At 72.8% G+C, this 17,914-nt stretch carries 17 protein-coding genes; 6 read left to right on the top strand and 11 right to left on the bottom strand.

The window, feature by feature from the left end:
• Position 1: 1 nt before the first annotated feature.
• Positions 2 to 2,215: an FtsX-like permease family protein gene (locus tag BKA14_RS20655; protein ID WP_184952558.1), complete on the bottom strand. Its 2,214-nt coding sequence runs from the start codon at positions 2,213 to 2,215 to the stop codon at positions 2 to 4.
• Positions 2,212 to 2,886: an ABC transporter ATP-binding protein gene (locus BKA14_RS20660; protein WP_184952559.1), complete on the bottom strand. Its 675-nt coding sequence runs from the start codon at positions 2,884 to 2,886 to the stop codon at positions 2,212 to 2,214. Before BKA14_RS20660 ends, BKA14_RS20655 begins: the two co-directional genes overlap by 4 nt.
• Positions 2,887 to 3,050: 164 nt before the next feature.
• On the opposite strand from BKA14_RS20660, the gene BKA14_RS20665 reads away from it, so the two are divergent.
• On the top strand, positions 3,051 to 4,262 hold the full coding sequence (locus BKA14_RS20665) for a sensor histidine kinase (RefSeq protein ID WP_184956848.1): 1,212 nt from the start codon (positions 3,051 to 3,053) through the stop codon (positions 4,260 to 4,262).
• The gene (locus tag BKA14_RS20670; protein WP_184952560.1) at positions 4,259 to 4,933 is read left to right on the top strand and encodes a response regulator; all 675 of its coding nucleotides are present in this window, start codon (positions 4,259 to 4,261) and stop codon (positions 4,931 to 4,933) included. The genes BKA14_RS20665 and BKA14_RS20670 overlap by 4 nt, the downstream gene beginning before the upstream one ends.
• Before the next feature lie 339 nt (positions 4,934 to 5,272).
• On the opposite strand, the gene BKA14_RS20675 is transcribed toward BKA14_RS20670, so the two are convergent.
• The 4 genes from BKA14_RS20675 to BKA14_RS20690 form a co-directional block, all read right to left on the bottom strand.
• Complete coding sequence (locus tag BKA14_RS20675) at positions 5,273 to 6,550, bottom strand: tetratricopeptide repeat protein (RefSeq protein WP_184952561.1); 1,278 nt, start codon at positions 6,548 to 6,550, stop codon at positions 5,273 to 5,275.
• Positions 6,551 to 6,626: 76 nt separating this feature from the next.
• Positions 6,627 to 6,806 carry a hypothetical protein gene (locus BKA14_RS20680; RefSeq protein WP_184952562.1) on the bottom strand — a complete coding sequence of 60 codons (180 nt, stop codon included), beginning with the start codon at positions 6,804 to 6,806 and terminating at the stop codon, positions 6,627 to 6,629.
• A gap of 68 nt (positions 6,807 to 6,874) precedes the next feature.
• On the bottom strand, positions 6,875 to 7,369 hold the full coding sequence (locus BKA14_RS20685; protein ID WP_184952563.1) for a phospholipase: 495 nt from the start codon (positions 7,367 to 7,369) through the stop codon (positions 6,875 to 6,877).
• Positions 7,370 to 7,454: 85 nt separating this feature from the next.
• The gene (locus tag BKA14_RS20690; RefSeq protein WP_239092970.1) at positions 7,455 to 8,360 is read right to left on the bottom strand and encodes a serine hydrolase; all 906 of its coding nucleotides are present in this window, start codon (positions 8,358 to 8,360) and stop codon (positions 7,455 to 7,457) included.
• A 165-nt stretch (positions 8,361 to 8,525) separates the two neighbouring features.
• Between BKA14_RS20690 and BKA14_RS20695 the strand changes: the two genes are divergently transcribed.
• The gene (locus tag BKA14_RS20695) at positions 8,526 to 8,741 is read left to right on the top strand and encodes a hypothetical protein (protein ID WP_184952564.1); all 216 of its coding nucleotides are present in this window, start codon (positions 8,526 to 8,528) and stop codon (positions 8,739 to 8,741) included.
• A gap of 34 nt (positions 8,742 to 8,775) precedes the next feature.
• Positions 8,776 to 8,898 (top strand): hypothetical protein, encoded by a 123-nt coding sequence (locus BKA14_RS44245; RefSeq protein WP_260416559.1) that lies wholly within the window; start codon positions 8,776 to 8,778, stop codon positions 8,896 to 8,898.
• Between the two features lie 205 nt (positions 8,899 to 9,103).
• On the opposite strand, the gene BKA14_RS20700 is transcribed toward BKA14_RS44245, so the two are convergent.
• From BKA14_RS20700 to BKA14_RS20715, 4 genes are all read right to left on the bottom strand, one after another.
• Complete coding sequence (locus BKA14_RS20700; protein WP_184952565.1) at positions 9,104 to 10,573, bottom strand: glycosyltransferase family 2 protein; 1,470 nt, start codon at positions 10,571 to 10,573, stop codon at positions 9,104 to 9,106.
• On the bottom strand, positions 10,573 to 11,613 hold the full coding sequence (locus tag BKA14_RS20705) for a HEAT repeat domain-containing protein (RefSeq protein ID WP_184952566.1): 1,041 nt from the start codon (positions 11,611 to 11,613) through the stop codon (positions 10,573 to 10,575). Before BKA14_RS20705 ends, BKA14_RS20700 begins: the two co-directional genes overlap by 1 nt.
• 109 nt (positions 11,614 to 11,722) lie before the next feature.
• Complete coding sequence (locus tag BKA14_RS20710) at positions 11,723 to 13,222, bottom strand: sensor histidine kinase (protein ID WP_184952567.1); 1,500 nt, start codon at positions 13,220 to 13,222, stop codon at positions 11,723 to 11,725.
• A 30-nt stretch (positions 13,223 to 13,252) separates the two neighbouring features.
• Positions 13,253 to 13,627 carry a response regulator transcription factor gene (locus BKA14_RS20715; protein ID WP_184952568.1) on the bottom strand — a complete coding sequence of 125 codons (375 nt, stop codon included), beginning with the start codon at positions 13,625 to 13,627 and terminating at the stop codon, positions 13,253 to 13,255.
• A 215-nt stretch (positions 13,628 to 13,842) separates the two neighbouring features.
• On the opposite strand from BKA14_RS20715, the gene BKA14_RS20720 reads away from it, so the two are divergent.
• Together BKA14_RS20720 and BKA14_RS20725 are read left to right on the top strand one after the other, a co-directional pair.
• A complete protein-coding gene (locus BKA14_RS20720; RefSeq protein ID WP_184952569.1) occupies positions 13,843 to 14,076 on the top strand; it encodes a hypothetical protein in 234 nt (77 codons plus the stop codon).
• Between the two features lie 308 nt (positions 14,077 to 14,384).
• On the top strand, positions 14,385 to 16,406 hold the full coding sequence (locus BKA14_RS20725; protein ID WP_308441593.1) for a chorismate-binding protein: 2,022 nt from the start codon (positions 14,385 to 14,387) through the stop codon (positions 16,404 to 16,406).
• Positions 16,407 to 16,467: 61 nt separating this feature from the next.
• On the opposite strand, the gene BKA14_RS20730 is transcribed toward BKA14_RS20725, so the two are convergent.
• A complete protein-coding gene (locus BKA14_RS20730) occupies positions 16,468 to 17,811 on the bottom strand; it encodes an alpha/beta fold hydrolase (protein WP_184952571.1) in 1,344 nt (447 codons plus the stop codon).
• Between the last annotated feature and the right edge of the window lie 103 nt (positions 17,812 to 17,914).

The following is a 17,914-nucleotide window of genomic DNA, read 5'->3' on the forward strand; positions in this document are numbered from 1 at the left end:
GTCATTCCGTACGGAGGGCCGTGGCGGTGCGGGTGCGGGCCGCCCAGCTCGCGGGGAGGAGGGCGCCCAGCAGGGCGATCAGTGGGCCGCCGAGGGCCAGGGCGGTGAGCAGGGCGGGGCCGTAGACGTCGAGCAGGGAGTGCGGCAGGTGCAGGCCGCCGCTCGCCGCCATCGCGGGGACGACCAGGCGTTGCATCGCGATGCCGGCCGGGACGCCCAGCAGGCCGCCGAGCAGGCCGACGCCGGCCACCGAGGCGATGACCATGGCGATCGTCTGGCGCGGGGTCATGCCGAGGGCCTTGTGCACGCCGAGGTCGTGGACGCGATCGCGCAGGTCGAGCACCAGCATGTTGAGCACGCCGAGGGCGGCCACGGCCAGCAGCAGCAGGGTCAGCGTGAGGGTCAGGCCCTGCACGACCGCCAGCAGAGGGTCGATCTCGGGCCCGGTGGGCTGGGCGACCAGGTCGCCGGTGGTGAGCGCGGCCGCGTACGCCTGGTCGTCGGTGCCGTCGGTGAGCGCGACGTGCCACTCCCCCACGGGCAGGCCGGGGATCGTGGCGGCGCCGGTGAACACGCCGCCACCGGTCTCGAAGACCTCGCCGACGATCGTCAGCCGTACGGACTGGTCCTGGACTTCGATCTGAATGGTGTCACCCACCTCGGTCCCGGTCGCGTCGAGGAACGGCGCCCCGGCCACCGCTTCCCCGGTCGCGGTGAACCAGCGGCCGGACACCATGAGGTAACCGCCCCACGAGGCGTCGCCGGTGATCGCGGTGACGCTGAACGGGTCGCTGACCCCCGAGACGACTGCCGGGGCCTGACCGGTCCCGTACGCGGCCCGGGTCCCGGCCTGCGCCTTGATCTGCGCGAGCGCCCCCGTCGCGTCGCCGCGCGTGCCCATGACGACGACGTCGGCGTTGTTCTGCTCGACCGCGTCCTGGATGCGCATCAGCGACGCCGCCAGACCGGTCGCGAACGTGACCGCGGTGGCCCCGGTCGCCACCGCCAGCAGGATCGCGATGCTGCGTACGGGGCGCGTGAACGGCCGGGCCAGACCGAGCGCGACCGGACGGGGGACGGGCAGCCGGGCGGCCAGCCGTCCCGCGCGCCGGCCCCGTACGGGTCCCGCCGCGCGACCCACCGCGATGGCGTCCACGGTGCGCAGCCGCCCGGCCCGCAGCGCCGCCGCCCACGCGGTCGCAGCCACCACGGCGAGCACGCCGCCCGCCGCCACCAGCGTCACCCACCAGGCGATCGTGGCGCCGGCGGACCCGTACAGCTGCTCGGTCCCGGCCAGCACGGGCAACGCGATCAGGTTGCCGGCCAGCGCACCCGCGACACCGCCGATGCTCGCCGGGATCAGGGCCTGGGCCACGAACGCGCGGACGATCCCGGCCGGGGTGCAGCCGAGCGCCTTGAGGATGCCGATGCGGCGGGTGGCGGCGGCGACCGTGCCGGCGATCACCGTGCCCACCACGAGCACCGCCATCACGATGCCGAGCAGCGCGAACGCGACGAGGAAGGGCACGAAGACGGCCGACTCCTCGACGGCCTGCCGCCGCACGTCGAGCCAGGACCGGGCACCGGTCACCGCACCCGCGGGCAGGGCCGCCTCCACCGCGGCGCGATCGGCGGCGACTTCGGCGCCGGTGCTCGCGGCGGCGAACCGGTACAGCATCTGCCGGCCCTGGACCCCGCCCAGTTCGCCGGCTGCGGACGGCGCCACCCACGCGGTCGCCGTCCGGCTGACCGACCGGGCCGTGCCCACGACCGTCAGCGTCACGCCGTCCGCCGTACTCAGATGCTCGCCGACCGGCATGCGGAAACTGCCGTCGCCGACCACGATCTCGCCGGGACCCGTGGCCCACCGCCCCGCGGTCACTTCGACGCGGTCCACGTCCCCGCCCGGGTCGGCCCGCACGACCAGGGTGAGCGGCGGTCCCTGCAGGTCGACGTCCAGGATCCCGTACGGGCCGGCGGACGCGATCACCCCCGGCACGCTCGCCGGCGGCGCGGTGCCCGGGGTCAGCTGGACGGTGAGGTGGGCGCCGCGCTGGGCGGCGAACGAGGTGTCGAACGGCGCCCGCGACGCCACCAGCAGCCCGGCCCCGAGCACGGAGGCGGTCACCGCGGCCGCGGCGACCAGCCCGATCACGACCGTCTGGACCCGGCGTCGCCGCACGCCGGACCGGATCACCTGCCGCAGCCCGCTCACCGGCACTCCTCGGCGTGGCCGTCGCGCATGCCGACCGTACGGGTGGCGCACGCCTCGGCCAGCCGCAGGTCGTGCGTGACCAGCACGATCGTCTGGCCGCTGTCGCGCAGGTCGTTGAGCAGGTGCCGGACGTCGTCGCCGGAGGCGGTGTCGAGCGCGCCGGTCGGCTCGTCGGCCAGCAGCAACGCGGGCCGGTTGACCAGCGCGCGGGCCACGGCGACGCGCTGCCTCTCGCCGCCGGACAACCGCGGCGGGTACGCGTCGGCGTGTTCGGCGATCCCCAGCGACTTCAGCAACCCGAGCGCGTGGTCGCGGGCCGCCCGGCGCGAACCGCCGGCCAGTTGTGCGGGCAGCAGCACGTTGTCCAGCACTGTCAGGTCGTCCAGCAGGTTGAAGAACTGGAAGACGAGCCCGATGTGCGAACGGCGGAACCGGGCCGACGCCGCCTCGCCGAGCGTCTCGACCCGGGTGCCGGCCACCGTGACCGTGCCCTCGTCCGGCCGGTCCAGGCCCGCGATCAGATTGAGCAACGTGGACTTTCCGCTGCCGGACGGGCCCAGCACGGCCACGGACTCGCCCGGTTTCACGGTCAGCGACACGTTGTTCAGCGCGGGCGGGCCCTCGTCGTAGCGGCGGGTCACCCCGCGCAGGTCGATCACCGGATCACTCATGTCGTCGCTCCTTCGTCAGTGGTCGCTGTGACGCTAGAAGCGCACGGCCGGGGCCCGCGTCGGTCCGGCGATGCAAGCTTGCGTACGGGGTCATCCCTGCGATGTAGCTACCGCGGCCGATGCCCGTACGGGCGGACGCGGGCCAGAATGAGCCGGTGACGTGGATGACGGCCACCGGGCCCTTGCCGAGACCGGGCTGGCGCGCGCTGCTGCTCGACGGCGCCCTGGCCTTCGTGCTGGGGCTGGCCAGTTTCCAGGCCGCCACCGACGACGCCGCGCGGCTCCAGCCGATCCCACCCATGATCCCCGACCCCTGGCGGCCAGAGCCACCGCCCGAGTCGGACCTCGGCGCGCTGCTGCTCGTGTTCGTTCTGTGCGCGCCTCTGGTGCTGCGCCGGCGTTACCCGCTCGGAGTGCTCGGGGCGACGATCCTCGCCTCGTTCCTGGTGCTGGCGAGCCAGGGCGACCAGCAGCCCAACCTCTACCCGTGCGTGGTGGTCGCCTCGCTCATCGCCGTCTACAGCGCGGCCGCGCACAGCCCGTATCGGCGGCCCGCCCTGGCCGGCATCGCGGTGGCCGCGGTGTTCGGCCTCGTCGTGGTCGAAGTGCCCAAGGACTACCTGCTGTTCCTCATGCTGACGCCGCTGACCGCGGCGGTCGGCGGGCACTACGTGTGGAAGCGGCGCGCCGGGGAGGACCGGGAACGGATCGCGGCCGAGACACGGGCCCAGGCCGAGGCGTTGCGCGACGCGGTCGACGGCGAACGGGCCCGGATCGCGCGCGAACTGCACGACGTGGTGACACACCACGTGAGCGTGATGGTGATCCAGGCCGGGGCGGCCCGCGCGGTGCTGGCGGCCGAACCCGGGCAGGCCCGGGAGGCGCTGCTGGCCGTCGAGGCGACCGGGCGGTCCGCGCTGACCGAACTGCGCAACGTCATGGGGTTGCTGTCCACGCCCGTGCTGGAAGGAGGACCCGAGGCGCCGCAGCCGGGCATCGAGGGGCTGCCCGCGCTGGTCGGGCGGATGCGCGACGCCGGGGTGCCGGTGCTGCTGACAGTCGTCGGCGACGAACGGCCGATCGCGCCCGGCATCGGGCTGACCGCGTACCGGGTCGTGCAGGAGGCGCTGACGAACATGGTGCGGCACGCGCCCGGAGCCACCGCGATGGTGCTGGTCGAATACACCGGGGACGCCCTGCGGATCGAGGTCGCGAACACCGAGCCCACCGGTCCCGCGGCGAGCGGGCCGACCGGCGGGCGGGGGCTGATCGGGCTGCGGGAACGGCTCACCGTCTACGGTGGAAGCCTGCGCGCCGAGGCCCGCCCCGGCGAGGGCTACCTGGTCGAGGCCCTGATCCCCCTGGAGACAGCATGACCGTACGGGTGGTGGTCGCCGACGATCAAGCCCTGGTCCGTACGGGATTCCGCATGATCCTCACGGCGGGCGGGGTGGACGTCGTCGCCGAAGCGGCCAACGGCGCCGAAGCGGTCGACGCCGTCCGGCGCACCCGGCCCGACGTGGTGCTGATGGACGTACGGATGCCGGAACTGGACGGCCTGGAAGCGACCCGCCGCATCCTCACCGGGGCGGCCGCGGCGCCGCGCATCATCATCCTGACCACGTTCGACCTCGACCAGTACGTGTACGCCGCGCTGGCCGCCGGAGCGAGCGGCTTCCTGCTCAAGGACGTCACCCCGGAGCACCTGGTGGCGGCCGTGCTGATGGTGCGCGACGGCGACGCCCTGCTGGCCCCGTCGATCACCCGGCGGCTGGTCGACCGGTTCGCCCGCCGCGACCCGCAGACCGCCGCCATGCACCGCGACCTGGCCGCCCTCACCCCCCGCGAGACCGAGGTGCTGCGGCTGCTGGCCGGCGGGCTCAGCAACGCCGAACTGGCGGCCGAACTGCACCTGTCCGAGGCCACAGTGAAAACCCACGTGGCCCGCATCCTGGGCAAGCTGCAACTGCGCGACCGCGTGCAGGCGGTAGTCGTCGCCTACGAGACCGGCCTGGTCAGCCCCGGTTCCCCGGCGGGCGAGGCTTGATCAGGCACACCGGGACAGCCGTCGAGGGCCGCGGTCAGGCCACGGTCCGGGCCCGACCAGTGCACCGTCACCAGGTGAGGCAGGCGTTGGAGGTCGCTCACCTCGACCGGTCCCTCCGGCGGAACGAGGCCGCTTGATGGCCGCAGGTCGAGCGACTCACGCGGGCCGGAACGTGCCGCGGGCCCGCGCCGAAGTCGACCTCGACCGCCTGCTCCGCGCGCCGGACGTCACGTACCGAACGGAATCCGTGCCTGCCCGCATGCTAGGCGTCGGCGGTGCTGGGCTCGCACCCGTACAGCCCGCCCGCCCGTATGTTGCCGCGCCGCGACGGGTGGACGTTCATCCCTTGACGACGGCGAGCGTGCTGACGGGGGTGGCGTTCAGGGCGCTCATCGGGGTGCCCTTGTCGCCCCAGGTGCCGTCGGCGATGGCGGCGTCGCGTCGGTCGATCAGGTCGTTGTAGGTGGCCTTCGGGAGGCGGTCGAGGCGCAGCCGCCACGTGACGCCGGCGCCCTCGGGGCGGGTCGAGCCCAGATAGATCGTGTACGGGGCGGCGCCGTTGCCGATGATGTCGAGTTTGCCGTCCAGGTAGCAGCGGCCGGCGACGCAGATGAGCAGAGCCACCACGGTGTTGGTGGACTTGACGTCGGCCGGGGAGACCGTGAAGCGGGCGTCGAACGGGTAGGGGACGCGGCTGTTGGCGGCGGGGCCGACGATCCTCGTGCGGACGGCGGCCGCGGGCGGGGTGGTCCTGGTGGCCGCCGGCGGTGCGGTGGCGGTGCTGGGAGGAGGCGTCGGCGGTGCCGTGGTGGCGGAAGCGGCGGCCGAGGGGACCACGGGGGCCTGCGGAAGCGCGGAGATGGCGGCCGAGGCGGTGGGGGCCGCGGCCGGCTGCGACGGCGCGGGCCGGGTGGCGGCGGTGGATTCCGGCTGGTCGTCGCCGGGGCGCACAAGCAGCACGGCGACGACGACGGCCACGATGATGCCGCCCGCGACGCCGCCGAGGGCCGCGGGGAGCCAGTTGCGGCGCGCGGAAGAAGGCGGAGCCGAGGCGAGCGGCGGAGCCGAGCTGAGCGGGGGCACCGGTGCGGGAGCGGAGAAGGACGCCGGCGAAACGCCCGGTGCGCCGGAAGTCGGCACTCCGGAGGCGGGCTGGGCAGAGGCCGGTGCGGGCGACGCGGAGACAGAAACGGCGGGCGCCGCGGCGTCGAGGTAGTCGCGGGCCCGGGCCACCACCCAGTGGTCCTCCCCCAGCGCCGCCGGTCCGAGGTCGGCCACTTCGGCGAAGTTGCGCCGGGCGACGTGCCGGTTGGCCAGTTCCTCGGCCACCACGGCCAGGTCGAAGGCGAGCATCACGACCAGCGGATCGGCCCCGGCCCCGCCCCGGGCCGCCGCCGCCGCTTCTTCGAGCACCCGGCGCGCCCCGGCCGGGTCGCCGGCCGCGCTGTGCAGGCCGGCCAGCTGCCGCATCGTCTCCAGCAGTTCCGGGTCGCCTTCGGCCAGCCCGGCCCGGCCCTGGCCCACCGCGTCTTCGAGCAACGCCCGCGCCGCGGAAGGGTTGCCCGCCTCGACGAGGGCTCGGGCTTGCTGACGCAGGTGGTCGAAGGCGAGAGGCACCCCGCCATGCTGCCTGCCACGTGCAACCGGCGCCAGCTCAGATCGGAATCGTGATCATGATGGTGGCGCCCCGCGGTCAGGTGGCCGCGGCGGTGACGCCCCCCACGGCCACGACGGCGCCCAGCGCGACGAGCAGGCCCGTGCACATGTGCTGCATGCGCCGGCTCGGCACGGGCTGCTGGTCGAGGACGGCGACCAGGACGCCCCATGCGGCGGCGAGGGTGGCCGCGAGCCCGCCCACCAGGAATCCGAACATCGTTGCAGGATGCCGTTCCGGCCGTCGGCGCGCCGCCAACGGCCGGTGACATCACGCTGAATTGCGCGCTACTTCTCGATGAGCGTGGCCGCCCGGTCGATGTCCGACTGCTTGACCGCGGCCAGCGAGCCGAACAGCTTCACGGCCTGGTAGTACGTCCAGGCGAGGCTGTTGCAGGCCGGGCGCACGACGGTGCTGTAGGTGGCGCAGACGCGCTTGAGGTCGGCGTAGAAGGTGTCGTCGATCCGGGCCTTGTTCGCCGGGAACTGACCGATCGCCTTGTAGTTGCGGTACCCGAAGTCGTGGTGCCAGCACGACGTGTCGAAATTGAAGCCCAGCGGGTTGTCGGGGCTCGACGAGCAGTAGTCGGTCGACCAGTCGAAGCCGTACGAGGCCCACGGCGCCCGGTTGGCCCGGGCGTCGTTCCAGGCGGCGGTGCTGGCCGCGGTCGGCTGGGTCCAGCGTGAGAGGACGGTTTCCTTGGAGTCGGCCGCGTAGGCGGCGCCGGCCGGGAACAGGGCGGCGACGGCGAACAGCAGGACGACGAGGATGCGACGGGTCATCGGAGCCTCCTAGGTGGTTGCACCCAGACTCCGGCCCTAGGGGTAAACCTATCCACCCCTATCTATCAAACTCGGTGTGCCGTCTTCAGTACTTCAAGTGTTGCCGCGTCAGCTGTGCGACCTTCTCGACGAGCGCGATGCCGCTGTCCATCGACTGGTTGTTGTGCGACAGCACCGCCACCGAGACGTCGACCTTGCCGTCGGGCGCGGTGACCCGGCCGATCGTGTTGACCGCCCACAGACCGCCGTCGGCCGAGCGGGTGTCCCAGCCGTTCTTGACCGTGGTCGTCTCGCCCGGCTTGGCCACCGAGGGCACACCCCAGTCCTGGTCGTCGGCGACCGTGTTCATCAGCGAGAACGCCGTCTGGCGGGAGTCCGCGTCGAGCGGGCCGCGCGGGTCGACCAGGCGCGAGAGCAGCTTGACCTGATCGGTGGCGGTGGTCTTGGTCAGGCCCCAGGCCCGGTTGACCGTCGTCTGGGTCAGGCCCAGGCGCTTGTTGCACTTCGTGATCGCGGCCTTGCCGCCCAGATGCTCGAACAGCTCGGTCGTCGCGTTGTTGTCGCTGAGCTGGATCATCGGGGTGGCCAGGGCCATCTCGCCGTCGGTGGGCTCACGGTCCTTGTCCTGCGCCTGCAGCAGCTCGCAGGCGAGGATCTGGGCCTTGACGATGCTCGCGGTGTCGAACTTCGTCGTGCCCTGATACTGGTACGCCTGGCCGGTCTTCCTGTCGATCACGGCGACCGCGAAGTCGGGGGTCTCGGCCGCGACCGCCTTGAGGGCCGCGTCGAGCTGTTTGGCCCGTTTCGCCCGCTCGATCCGGGCCAGCTCCTCGGGGCTCGGACCGGCCGGCTTGTTGCCCTTGCCGCCCGTGAGCGCGGAGGTCACGCCACCGCTCTCGCCGTCGCCGCCCATACCGAGCGCGATGAGGCCTCCGCCGCCGAGGATCACGGCTGCCGCCACAGCAATGATGAGGTTCCGGGATCGCCGCACCGAAGCATAGTGCCGCCTCCGGCGCGAAGACTCAAACCCTCGTACGCAGGGCATCGCCATCGATACATTGGGTGATCGATTTCGGGCGTGTGCCCCGTCCGCGCTACCCCCGATCGCCCACCGCGAGGTGACGTCCCCAGCGGCGTACGTCAATAGCGTTTTCCCATGTCGATCCGCTTTCTCCTGTTGTTCGTCGTGTTCCTGGCGCTGGATGTCCGGCTGGCGCCGGTCGCCGCGTTCGCCGCCCGCAACCCCGATCACCGGCGGGCCCTCCGACAACCCGCCCTTGCCTTTCGCCACCCCCGGCGACCCCACCGCCGCTTCCCAGCCGGCCGCCGCTCAGCCCATCCCCATCGCTCCTGCCCGCACTTCCCCGCGTGATCGACAGCCAGGGATGTCGGAGATAAGAGCACTCGTGAGTCGGATCCGAGCCGCGGGTCAGCCGGTCGAACTCGTCGAGGAGGGCGGGACGCCGCCGCTGAGCGAGGGACGCCAGATCACCGCCGTCACCGCCCGCATCCCCGTGGCCGCACGATGACGCTCAAGGTGCTGGCCTGTGACGACCAGGCCCTCGTACGGACCGGGTCCGGGGGTCCGGCCGTGACCGAGGCGCTGACCCCACGCGAGCTGGAGGTGCTGCGTCTGCCGGCCACCGGCATGTCCTTGCCCTGCGCGACCGCGTGCACGCGGTGGTGTACGCCTACGGGACCGGCCTGGTCCGCCCGGGCTGATCCCGCGCCGCGTCACTTGGGGGTGCCGACCGTCTCGGTGGGCGGGGCGACCACGACGTCCTCGTGGGAGTCGAAACCCGTACGGGTCATCGTTCCCCACACCGCGGGCCGGCCGTGCCACGCGGCGATCGCGCCCCAGACCTGCCAGATCGCCAGCACCTGGCGGTAGCCGAAGTTCTCCAGCACCGCCGCGACCACCCCGCGCAGCATGTCGCTCCAGCGCGGATAGCGGTGGAACGACACCTCCTCGATGAAGAGCGCGACCAGGCTGACGAGCAACCCGTAGCCGTACGCGACCAGCGCGAAGCGCCAGGCGAAGCCGACGTCGATCGCGTCCGCCCAGAGTCCGAGGGGCAGCAGCACCAGCGCGGCGAGCTCGACGAACGGCGCCAGCAGCTCGAAGATCAGGTAGTACGGCAGCGCGACCAGCCCGATCCGGCCGTAGCGCGGGTTGAAGACCATGTGCCGGTGCTTGGTCAGGATCTCGGCGATCCCGCGATGCCAGCGGCGGCGCTGCGACCCGAGGACCTTCCAGTGCGACGGCGCCTCGCTCCAGCTGACCGGCTCGGCCACGAAGATGACGCGGTAGTCCTCGCCGCGGTCGCGCAGGTAGTGGTGCAGGCGGACGACCAGTTCCGCGTCCTCGCCGATCGTGTCGGTGGCCATCCCGCCGATCGCCACCAGCAGGTCGCGCCGGAACACACCGAACGCGCCGCTGATCACGACCAGGCCACCGATCCGGGACCATCCCGTACGGCTCATCAGGAACGCCCGCAGGTACTCGACGATCTGAATGCGCACGAGCCACGTACGGGGCATCCGGACGTCGACGACACGCCCCGCGACCACCTTGCAGCCGTTGGCGATCCGCACCACGCCGCCGCAAGCGGCCACCCGCAGCGGGTCGTCGGCGAACGGTTTGGCCACCGACAGCAGCGCGTCCGGGTCGAGCACCGAGTCCGCGTCGACCATGCAGACGAGCGGGTGCCGGGCCAGGTTGATCCCGACGTTGAGGGCGTCCGACTTGCCGCCGTTGGTCTTGCGGACCACGGTCAGCGACCCGGTGTCGCCCCGCGGGACGTGCACCGAGAGCACCTGCGACTCGTACGGGACCTCGGAAGGAACGACCCGGGGCACCTCGACCAGGTCGAAGTGCTCGCGCAGCTTGTCGAACGTGTCGTCGGAGGAGCCGTCGTCGACCACGACGATCTCGTAGCGGGGGTAGCGCAGCGCGGTCATCGCCTGCACGGCCGGGACGATGCCGGCACCCTCGTTGTAAGCGGGGACGATCACGGTGACGGGCAGGGTGAGCGGGCTGCGGAACATGTCGTCGGAGCCGGTGAACGCGGCCCGGCGCAGGTGCTTGGCGAACTCGACCGAGGCCAGCACGATCATGATCAGGTAGCTGCTGTTGAGCGCGATGAAATAACCGAACACGGCGTAGTCGGCGCCGCGCAGCACGGCCAGCACGGAGTCGCGCATCAGGACGCACTCACCAGTTCGGGCCGGGTCAGGGCCAGCGCCTCCCGGCAGTGGTCGTTGTCGCGGTCGCGCAGCTCGGCGTGCCCCGGCGGGCCCAGCCGGCGCAGGCTCTGGGCGGCCTCGTGGGCGATCGGGAACTCGGCGTCGTCGAGGTGGGCGGCCAGGGCGGGGACGGCGGCCGGGGCGCCGAGGTCACCCAGCGCGCGGGCGGCGGCGGCTCGCAGCGGGTCGGGGGCGGGCGGGTCGAGCGAGTCGATCAAGGGTTGCAGGGCCCCGCGGGCGCCGAGCCGGCCCAGGTTGGCCGCGGCCGCGACCCGGACATCGAGCACGTCGTCGCCGGACAGGACCCGGGCCATGCGGGTGACCGCGCCGGTCGCCCCGATCAGGCCCAGCGCGTCGAGGCAGACCGCCCGGACCCGCGCCTGCGGATGGTCCAGCGCCGCCGACAGCACCACCTCGGCCTCGCGCCCCATCTGCACCAGCGCGTGCGTGGCCAGCAGCGACGGCACCGGGTCGTGCTGATCGAGGCTGGCGATCAGGCGCCACGCCGCTTTGGCCTCGCCGATGCGGCCCAGAGCCCGTACGGCCACCACCCGCACCTCGTGGTCACGATCGGTCAGCAGGTCGCACAGCTCGGGTACGGCCTCGCGCAGCTCGAGGTCGCCCAGCAGTTGCGCCGCCCGGGCCCGCCGGACACCGCTGCGCGCATGCAGGTCGGCCAGCGCGGCCCGGGCCGCGCCGCGGTGCAGGAACACCGACACGAGCGCCGCATGCGCGTCGCCGCGCAGCTTGCTCAGCAACCCCAGCGCGGCGGGCAGCGCGGCCCGCCAGGCGTCGTCGGGGATGGCGATCAGATCCTCGGCGCCCTCCTCGCCGTTGTCGGCCACGAAGGCGAGCAGTGCCCGCCGGGGCCCGGCGGCCAGGGCGGCCAGTTTGCGGTGCCGGATGCGGCGCCCGACCCGGACGACCACGATGCCGGCCGCGGTCCCCGCCACCACGGCCAGCAGGACCAGCATGGTGACGCTGAACAGCTCGAACAAAGCCAACCTCCCCGGCCGGCGACCTCTCCGACACTGGCGCAATACGAGAAATATATCCGTTTTGTGGGGAGCACGGCGCCCGACCGGCGAGGCGCTTCGCCGCACGGGATCAGGCGGGTTGGGACGGGAGCGTGATGGTGACCGTGGTGCCGACGTTCTCGGTGGAGTCCACGGTGATCGAGCCGTCGTGGTTGTCGATGATCGTGCGCACGATGGCCAGGCCCAGCCCCGTGCCCGGGACGGCCTGCTTGATGGCGTTGGTGGCGCGGAAGAAGCGCACGAACAGGGCCTGCTGCTCGTCGGCGGGGATGCCCATCCCGGTGTCGGCCACCGCCAGCACCGCGTGGCCGTCCCGGCTCTCGGCGCGCACCGTGACCGTGCCGCCGGCCGGAGTGAACTTGACGGCGTTGGCGAGCACGTTGTCGAGCACCCGGTCGAGCTGGGCGCCGTCGCCGTGCACCGGCAGCGGGCCGCGGACGTCCAGGTGCAGGGCGACCGCGTTCCTGGCCGCGACCGGACCCACCCCGACCAGGGCCTTGTCGATGACCTTGGCCAGGTCGAGCGGGGTGCGGTCGCTGCCGTAGCTGCCCGACTCGATCTTCGACAGCGTCAGGATGTCCTCGATCAGGTCGCGCAGCCGCTTGGTGTTGCGCGAGATGACCTCGAGCATTTTGCGCTGCGCGTCGCTCAGTTCACCCGGCTCGCTGTCGCGCATCAGCTCCAGGTAGCCGGAAATGCTGGTCAGCGGCGTACGCAACTCGTGCGAGACGGTCGACATGAAGTCGGTCTTGACCGTGTCGAGCGCCTGCAGGCGTGCGCTGACCTGCCCCTCGTGCCGGCGGATGTGCTCGCTCTGCTCGGCCGCCGCGTTCACGGCCTCGGCCACGGCCCGGATCTCGGCGGGCCCCGCAGTGGCGTCCGCACGGGCGTCGAGCTTCCCCTCCCGTACGGCCTCAAGGGTCTCCACGACCGCACCGAGGGGCCGGGTGATGCGGCGGCTCGTCCGCACGGCGGTGACCAGGGCGGCGACCGCGGCCGCGGCGGTCAGCACCGAGACGACCGCGATCGCGGCGCCCTGCAGCGCGTTGGCCCGGTCACGCAGCCGGTCGGCCCGCGCGGCCAGCGTGAACCGGAGCTCGTCGTTGGCTGCGATGAAGTCCTGGAACAGGGGTTTGCCCTGCTCGGCGAGGTCGATGGCGGCCTGGCTGCGGGGCGGTTCGAGCCGCTGCCGCTCGGCGACGGCCCACCACAGGTCGGCCTTGCCGATCTGGTCGGCGGCCACGGCGGCGTCGGAGTGCTTCCCCGCGCTGAGCCGGCGCAGATCATCCCCGGCCACCGTGTAATCGCTGCGCGCGACGTAGTAGGTGTCGAGCATCTGCTCGTCGCCGGTGAGCAGGTAGCCACGCAGACCGCGCTGGGCGTCGGTGAGCACCGCGCGCAGCCCGGCGTTGGCCAGCTGCGCCGGTTGCACCTCGCCGGTCAGCTGCTGCACGGCCCGGTGCTGCACCAGCACGGCGGCCAGCTCGGCCAGCCCGGACCCGAGGATGAGCGCCACCAGAACCGCGAAGGCCCGGCTCAGCAGCCTCCCGACGGAGCCGTCACGTCGCATCGTCCCGGCGCGGGCCCGCCCGTCCGGGCCTCACGCCCGGGCCCGGCTCAGCAGGGCCTGGATGCGTGACACCAGTTCGCGCGGGCTGAAGGGTTTGGTCACGTAGTCGTCGGCACCGGCACTGAACCCGCCCTCGACGTCCTGCTCCTGCACGCGGGCGGTCAACATGATGATCAGGATGCCGGCCGTGGCCTGGTCGGCCCGGAGCATGCGGCACACGTCGATCCCGGACAGCCCCGGCATCGACACGTCCAGCACGGCCAGGGTGGGCTGCCGGCTGCGGGCCTGCTCGATCGCGGTCTGCCCGTCCTCCACGGCGATCACTTCGAAGCCCGCCTGCTCGAGCTTGAACGCCACCAGATCGCGGATGTCCGCATCGTCGTCGGCGACCAAGACCACCGTCACGGCAATCTCCCTCAGGTTGGCTGCGGCGCTTTCGCTACTTATCGGGACCATATCCGGTTAGTCCGAGTTGTGAGGCCGCTCCGGGAATGCCGACGTGGCCCAGTAAATCGAGCGGTGCTCTGCAACCGAGGCGCAACGAGGGCGCAGCGGGCCTGCATCCCCGCTCGGGTGTTCTGGTTGCAGACCCGACTTGCTCCGCCCAGCAGGAGGTTCCGATGAGCCCCGTCCTCGAGGACATCCGATCCGAAGCCCTCTTCGTCTCGCACGTCCAACGCTCCCAGCTACCGACACCCGAACTGATCCGCCAGGCCGTGACAGCCACGGTCGACCGCCTCGGCGAGGCCCGCTGCGCCGAACTGGTGGCCCAGGAGTTCGGCGAGCACCCCGACTGCGCCATCGGCCGCATGCGCTGGGCCCGGACCGCGGTCCGCTCGGCCTTCGCCGTATAACGCCCGCCGCCCGGTGCCCGGCCCCGCCCGCGCCTCCGGCTCGCCGTCACTGCCCCGCGCAGGTTCCCGGCTTGCCGTCCCGGCGCCGCCCGCGCCTCCGGCTCGCCGCTCCGGCGGCGCTCGGTGCGCGCGGGCGGCCGGGCTCGTGCGGGGGATTTTCTGGGACGGGCCTGGCGCTCCGCTCCCGCCGGCCCGTAGTCTCAGCCGCATGCTGAACGCGCGACTGAACTGGTGGCCCGCCTGACCGGCGGCCACTTTCCCCGCGCGTAACTCACCACGCGGCCGCCTCCCCGAGGCGGCCGTTCTGCATGGTCCGTCCTCGGCCGGCGCCCGCCGAGACCCGGAAGAGGACCACCATGCGACCCTTCGCCCTGCTGCACCGTGACGGCGCCGACCACGTCGAGGTGCTGACCGGTGACATGATCACCGTGCCTGCACTGGACGACATCCCCCTGCATCGCGGCCGGCCCACGCTGGCCGTGATCCCCTACCGGCAGATCACCGAGCGCGGCTTCGACTGCGTCGACGACGGCGCGCCGCTCGAATGCCTCGTCGTACGCTCGTCGCACACCGAACCGCTCGCCGCCTTCCCGCCCGGGCCGCTCAGCGTCAGCGGTGGCGGCTTCGACCTCACCGACGACGAATACGGCACGATCGTCGAGGACGTGCTGCGCGACGAGATCGGGCACGGCGAGGGCGCCAACTTCGTGATCCATCGGGTCTTCACGGCGACCGTCGACGGGGACCCGGTCGCCGCCGCCCGCGCCGCCTTCGGCCGGTTGCTCGCGTCGGAACAGGGCACCTATTGGACTTTCCTCGTGCACACCGGCACCCGCACGCTGGTCGGCGCCACCCCCGAACGGCACGTCAGCGTGGCCGACGGCATCACGATGATGAACCCGATCAGCGGCACCTTCCGCAACGGCTCGGGCCGGCTGCTCGACTTCCTGCGCGACCCCAAGGAGATCGAGGAGCTCTACATGGTGCTCGACGAGGAGCTGAAGATGATGGCCACCGTCGCCGAGCAGGGCGGCCAGGTCGCCGGGCCCTGCCTGAAACAGATGACCCACCTCACGCACACGGAGTATCTGCTGGCCGGGCGCGGCTCGCTGGATGTGCGGGACGTGCTGCGCGAGACCATGTTCGCGCCCACCGTGACCGGCAGCCCGATCGAGAACGCGTGCCGGGTCATCGCCCGCCACGAGGGTCGCGGCCGCGGCTACTACGCCGGGGTGCTGGCCCTGCTCGACCACGACGACCAGGGCCGCCAGACGCTTGACGCACCCATCCTGATCCGCACGGCCGAGATCTCGCCCGAGGGCGCCCTGCGTGTGCCGGTCGGGGCCACGCTCGTGCGGCACTCGACCGCGGCCGGCGAGGTCGCCGAGACGCACACGAAGGCTGCCGGCGTGCTCGCCGCGCTGGGCGCCGTGCCGTCGCGGCCGTCGCCCGCCCGCGCCGAGGCCGAGTCGCCCGAGGTGCGGGCCGCGCTGGCCGCCCGCAACGACGACCTGGCCCGCTTCTGGCTCGACTCGCGGGCACCGGGCGCGCTCACCGTGCCCGCGCTGGCCGGCCGTACGGCCGTGATCGTCGACGGCGAGGACACCTTCACCGCGATGCTGGCCCATCAGCTCAAGGCCCTGGGCCTGACCGTGACGCTGGTCCCGTGGGCCGCCGCGGCCGCGGCGGGCCCGACCGGCGATGGCGAACCCGATGCACTGGACCCGACGGGCCGCCGCGAACCCGATGCACTGAACCCGACGGGCCACCGCGAGCCCGATGCACTGAACCCGACCGGCCGTCGCGAGCCCGATGCACTGGACCCGACCGGTCGGCGCGAGGCCGGCGCGCTCGACGCCGATCTGCTCATCGCCGGGCCGGGGCCGGGCGATCCCGGTGACCCGGCCGACCCGAAGATGGCGGCGATGCGTGCGCTCGTCACGGCCCGGCTCGTCGCCCGCAAGCCGCTGCTCGCCGTCTGCCTCGGCCATCAGATCCTGGCGTCGCTGCTCGGGCTGCGGCTGCACCGGCGGGACTCGCCCTATCAGGGCCTGGCGCGTGAGGTCGACCTCTTCGGCACGCCGCGCCGGGTCGGCTTCTACTCCAGCTTCGCCGCGCTCGCGCCGGCCGCGGACCTGGACACCCCGTACGGCCGGGTGGAGATCGCCCGGGACCCGGCGGACTCGGCCGTGCACGCCCTGCGCGGTCCCGGATTCGCCGGTGTGCAGTTCCACCCGGAGTCGGTGCTGAGCAGGGACGGGCTGGCCGTGCTGGCGGAACTTCTGCCAGAAGTCCTCTCCGGAGTGATTAGCCCGGCCACGAACGGGTAGCGAAGAATACTGCCGGTGGTTCAAGGGGATCGAGAGCCTCCGCTTGGGCCACCGGCCCCATTCACCCGGCGAGCACATCGTCCAGCACCGCGACGAAACGCTCCGGCTGCTCGAACTGCACCGCGTGGCCCGCGCCGGGCACCACGACCAGATGTTTGGCGGGTGCCCGCAGCGCGCCGTACCACTCGTCGAAGAGCACCTGCAGCCCGCGCATCTCGTCGGCGCCCATGACGAACCAGACCGGCACCGACAGGCTCGGCACGTCGCGGCGCAGATCGACCCCCTGCATGCGGGGATAGATCACGTCCCAGGTGTCGAGCATCGCGTTCAGCACGTGGATCTTCTGCAGCAGCGTGAACTCGCGCACTCCGAGCCCGAACTGCGGCGCCCGCTGGGCGTAGGCCTCGTTCTCGTACAGCATGATCGGCTCGTACGACCAGACGTCGCGATACGGCGGCGGGCCCTGCGCGGTCAACTGCCGGACGACCTCGTCGCGGCCCTCGGCGCGGGCCCAGACCAGGATGTCGTCGTAGAAGATCCGGTCGCTGGCGGGCAGGTGCACCGCTTGGCCGGAGCCGATGTAGGCCCGGAACTTCTCCGGATGCCGCCGCACCGCGAGCACCGACAGCAGCGAGCCGCCGGAATGTCCGTACAGGAAGATCTTGTCCTGTCCGAAGCGCTCGCGCAGATAGTCGGTGACCGCGATGATGTCGGCGACCATGCGGTCGAGGGTGACGTCGGAGGCCGGGTCGAGCGCCGGGTAGGAGGAGCCGCCGCCGCGACGGTCGAGCGTGGCCATCACGAAGCGCTGCTCCACGGCGGCCAGGTGGGTGCGCACGTTGCCCAGCTCGGAGCCGCCGGGCGCCCCGGGCACGAAGAGCAGCACCGGCGCGCCGGTGCGGGCCCCACGGATCATGACGCCGAGCCCGCCCACCCGGGCCAATTCGGCCACGCCGCCCGGGATCCCGGCCGTGCGGGCGGGGACGGCGACCGCTGCGGTGAAGAGCAGCAGCCCAGCGGTGGGCAGCGCATAGAGCACACGTCGGCTGACCCCGCGGCCTGCGCCGAGACCCAACAGGAGCGGCAGCAGGGTCAGCACTAGGTGCACGCCACGGCCCGCGAGCAGGGCGACCACACCGAACGGGGTGCCGTGCGGCGGCCCGGCGGACGGGCCGGGCACACCCGCGCGGGCCAACTCGAGCGTGAGCAGGAAGGCGACCGGGACGACCAGCCACATGAGACGAGAACGGCCCAGCCGACCGGCGGCCCACCCGATCGCCGCGCTGACCGCGACCGAGCAGAGCGCCTGGGTGATGGTAAGCGGGCCGCGCGGGGTCCACCACCCCGCAACCGCGCCCCACACGGCTGCGGGCAGGGCCCAGAGAAGCGCCGGGAGAAATGTCATGCCGGTGAGGATCGCGCCCGGCGCCCGGATGCACAGCCGTCATCGGTACGGGGTCGACCCAGTACTTTGGTAGGTCCTCAACCGGCGCCGAGGCTCGTAGGCT

This window comes from Paractinoplanes abujensis (assembly GCF_014204895.1).
GTDB classification, from domain to species: Bacteria; Actinomycetota; Actinomycetes; order Mycobacteriales; family Micromonosporaceae; genus Actinoplanes; species Actinoplanes abujensis.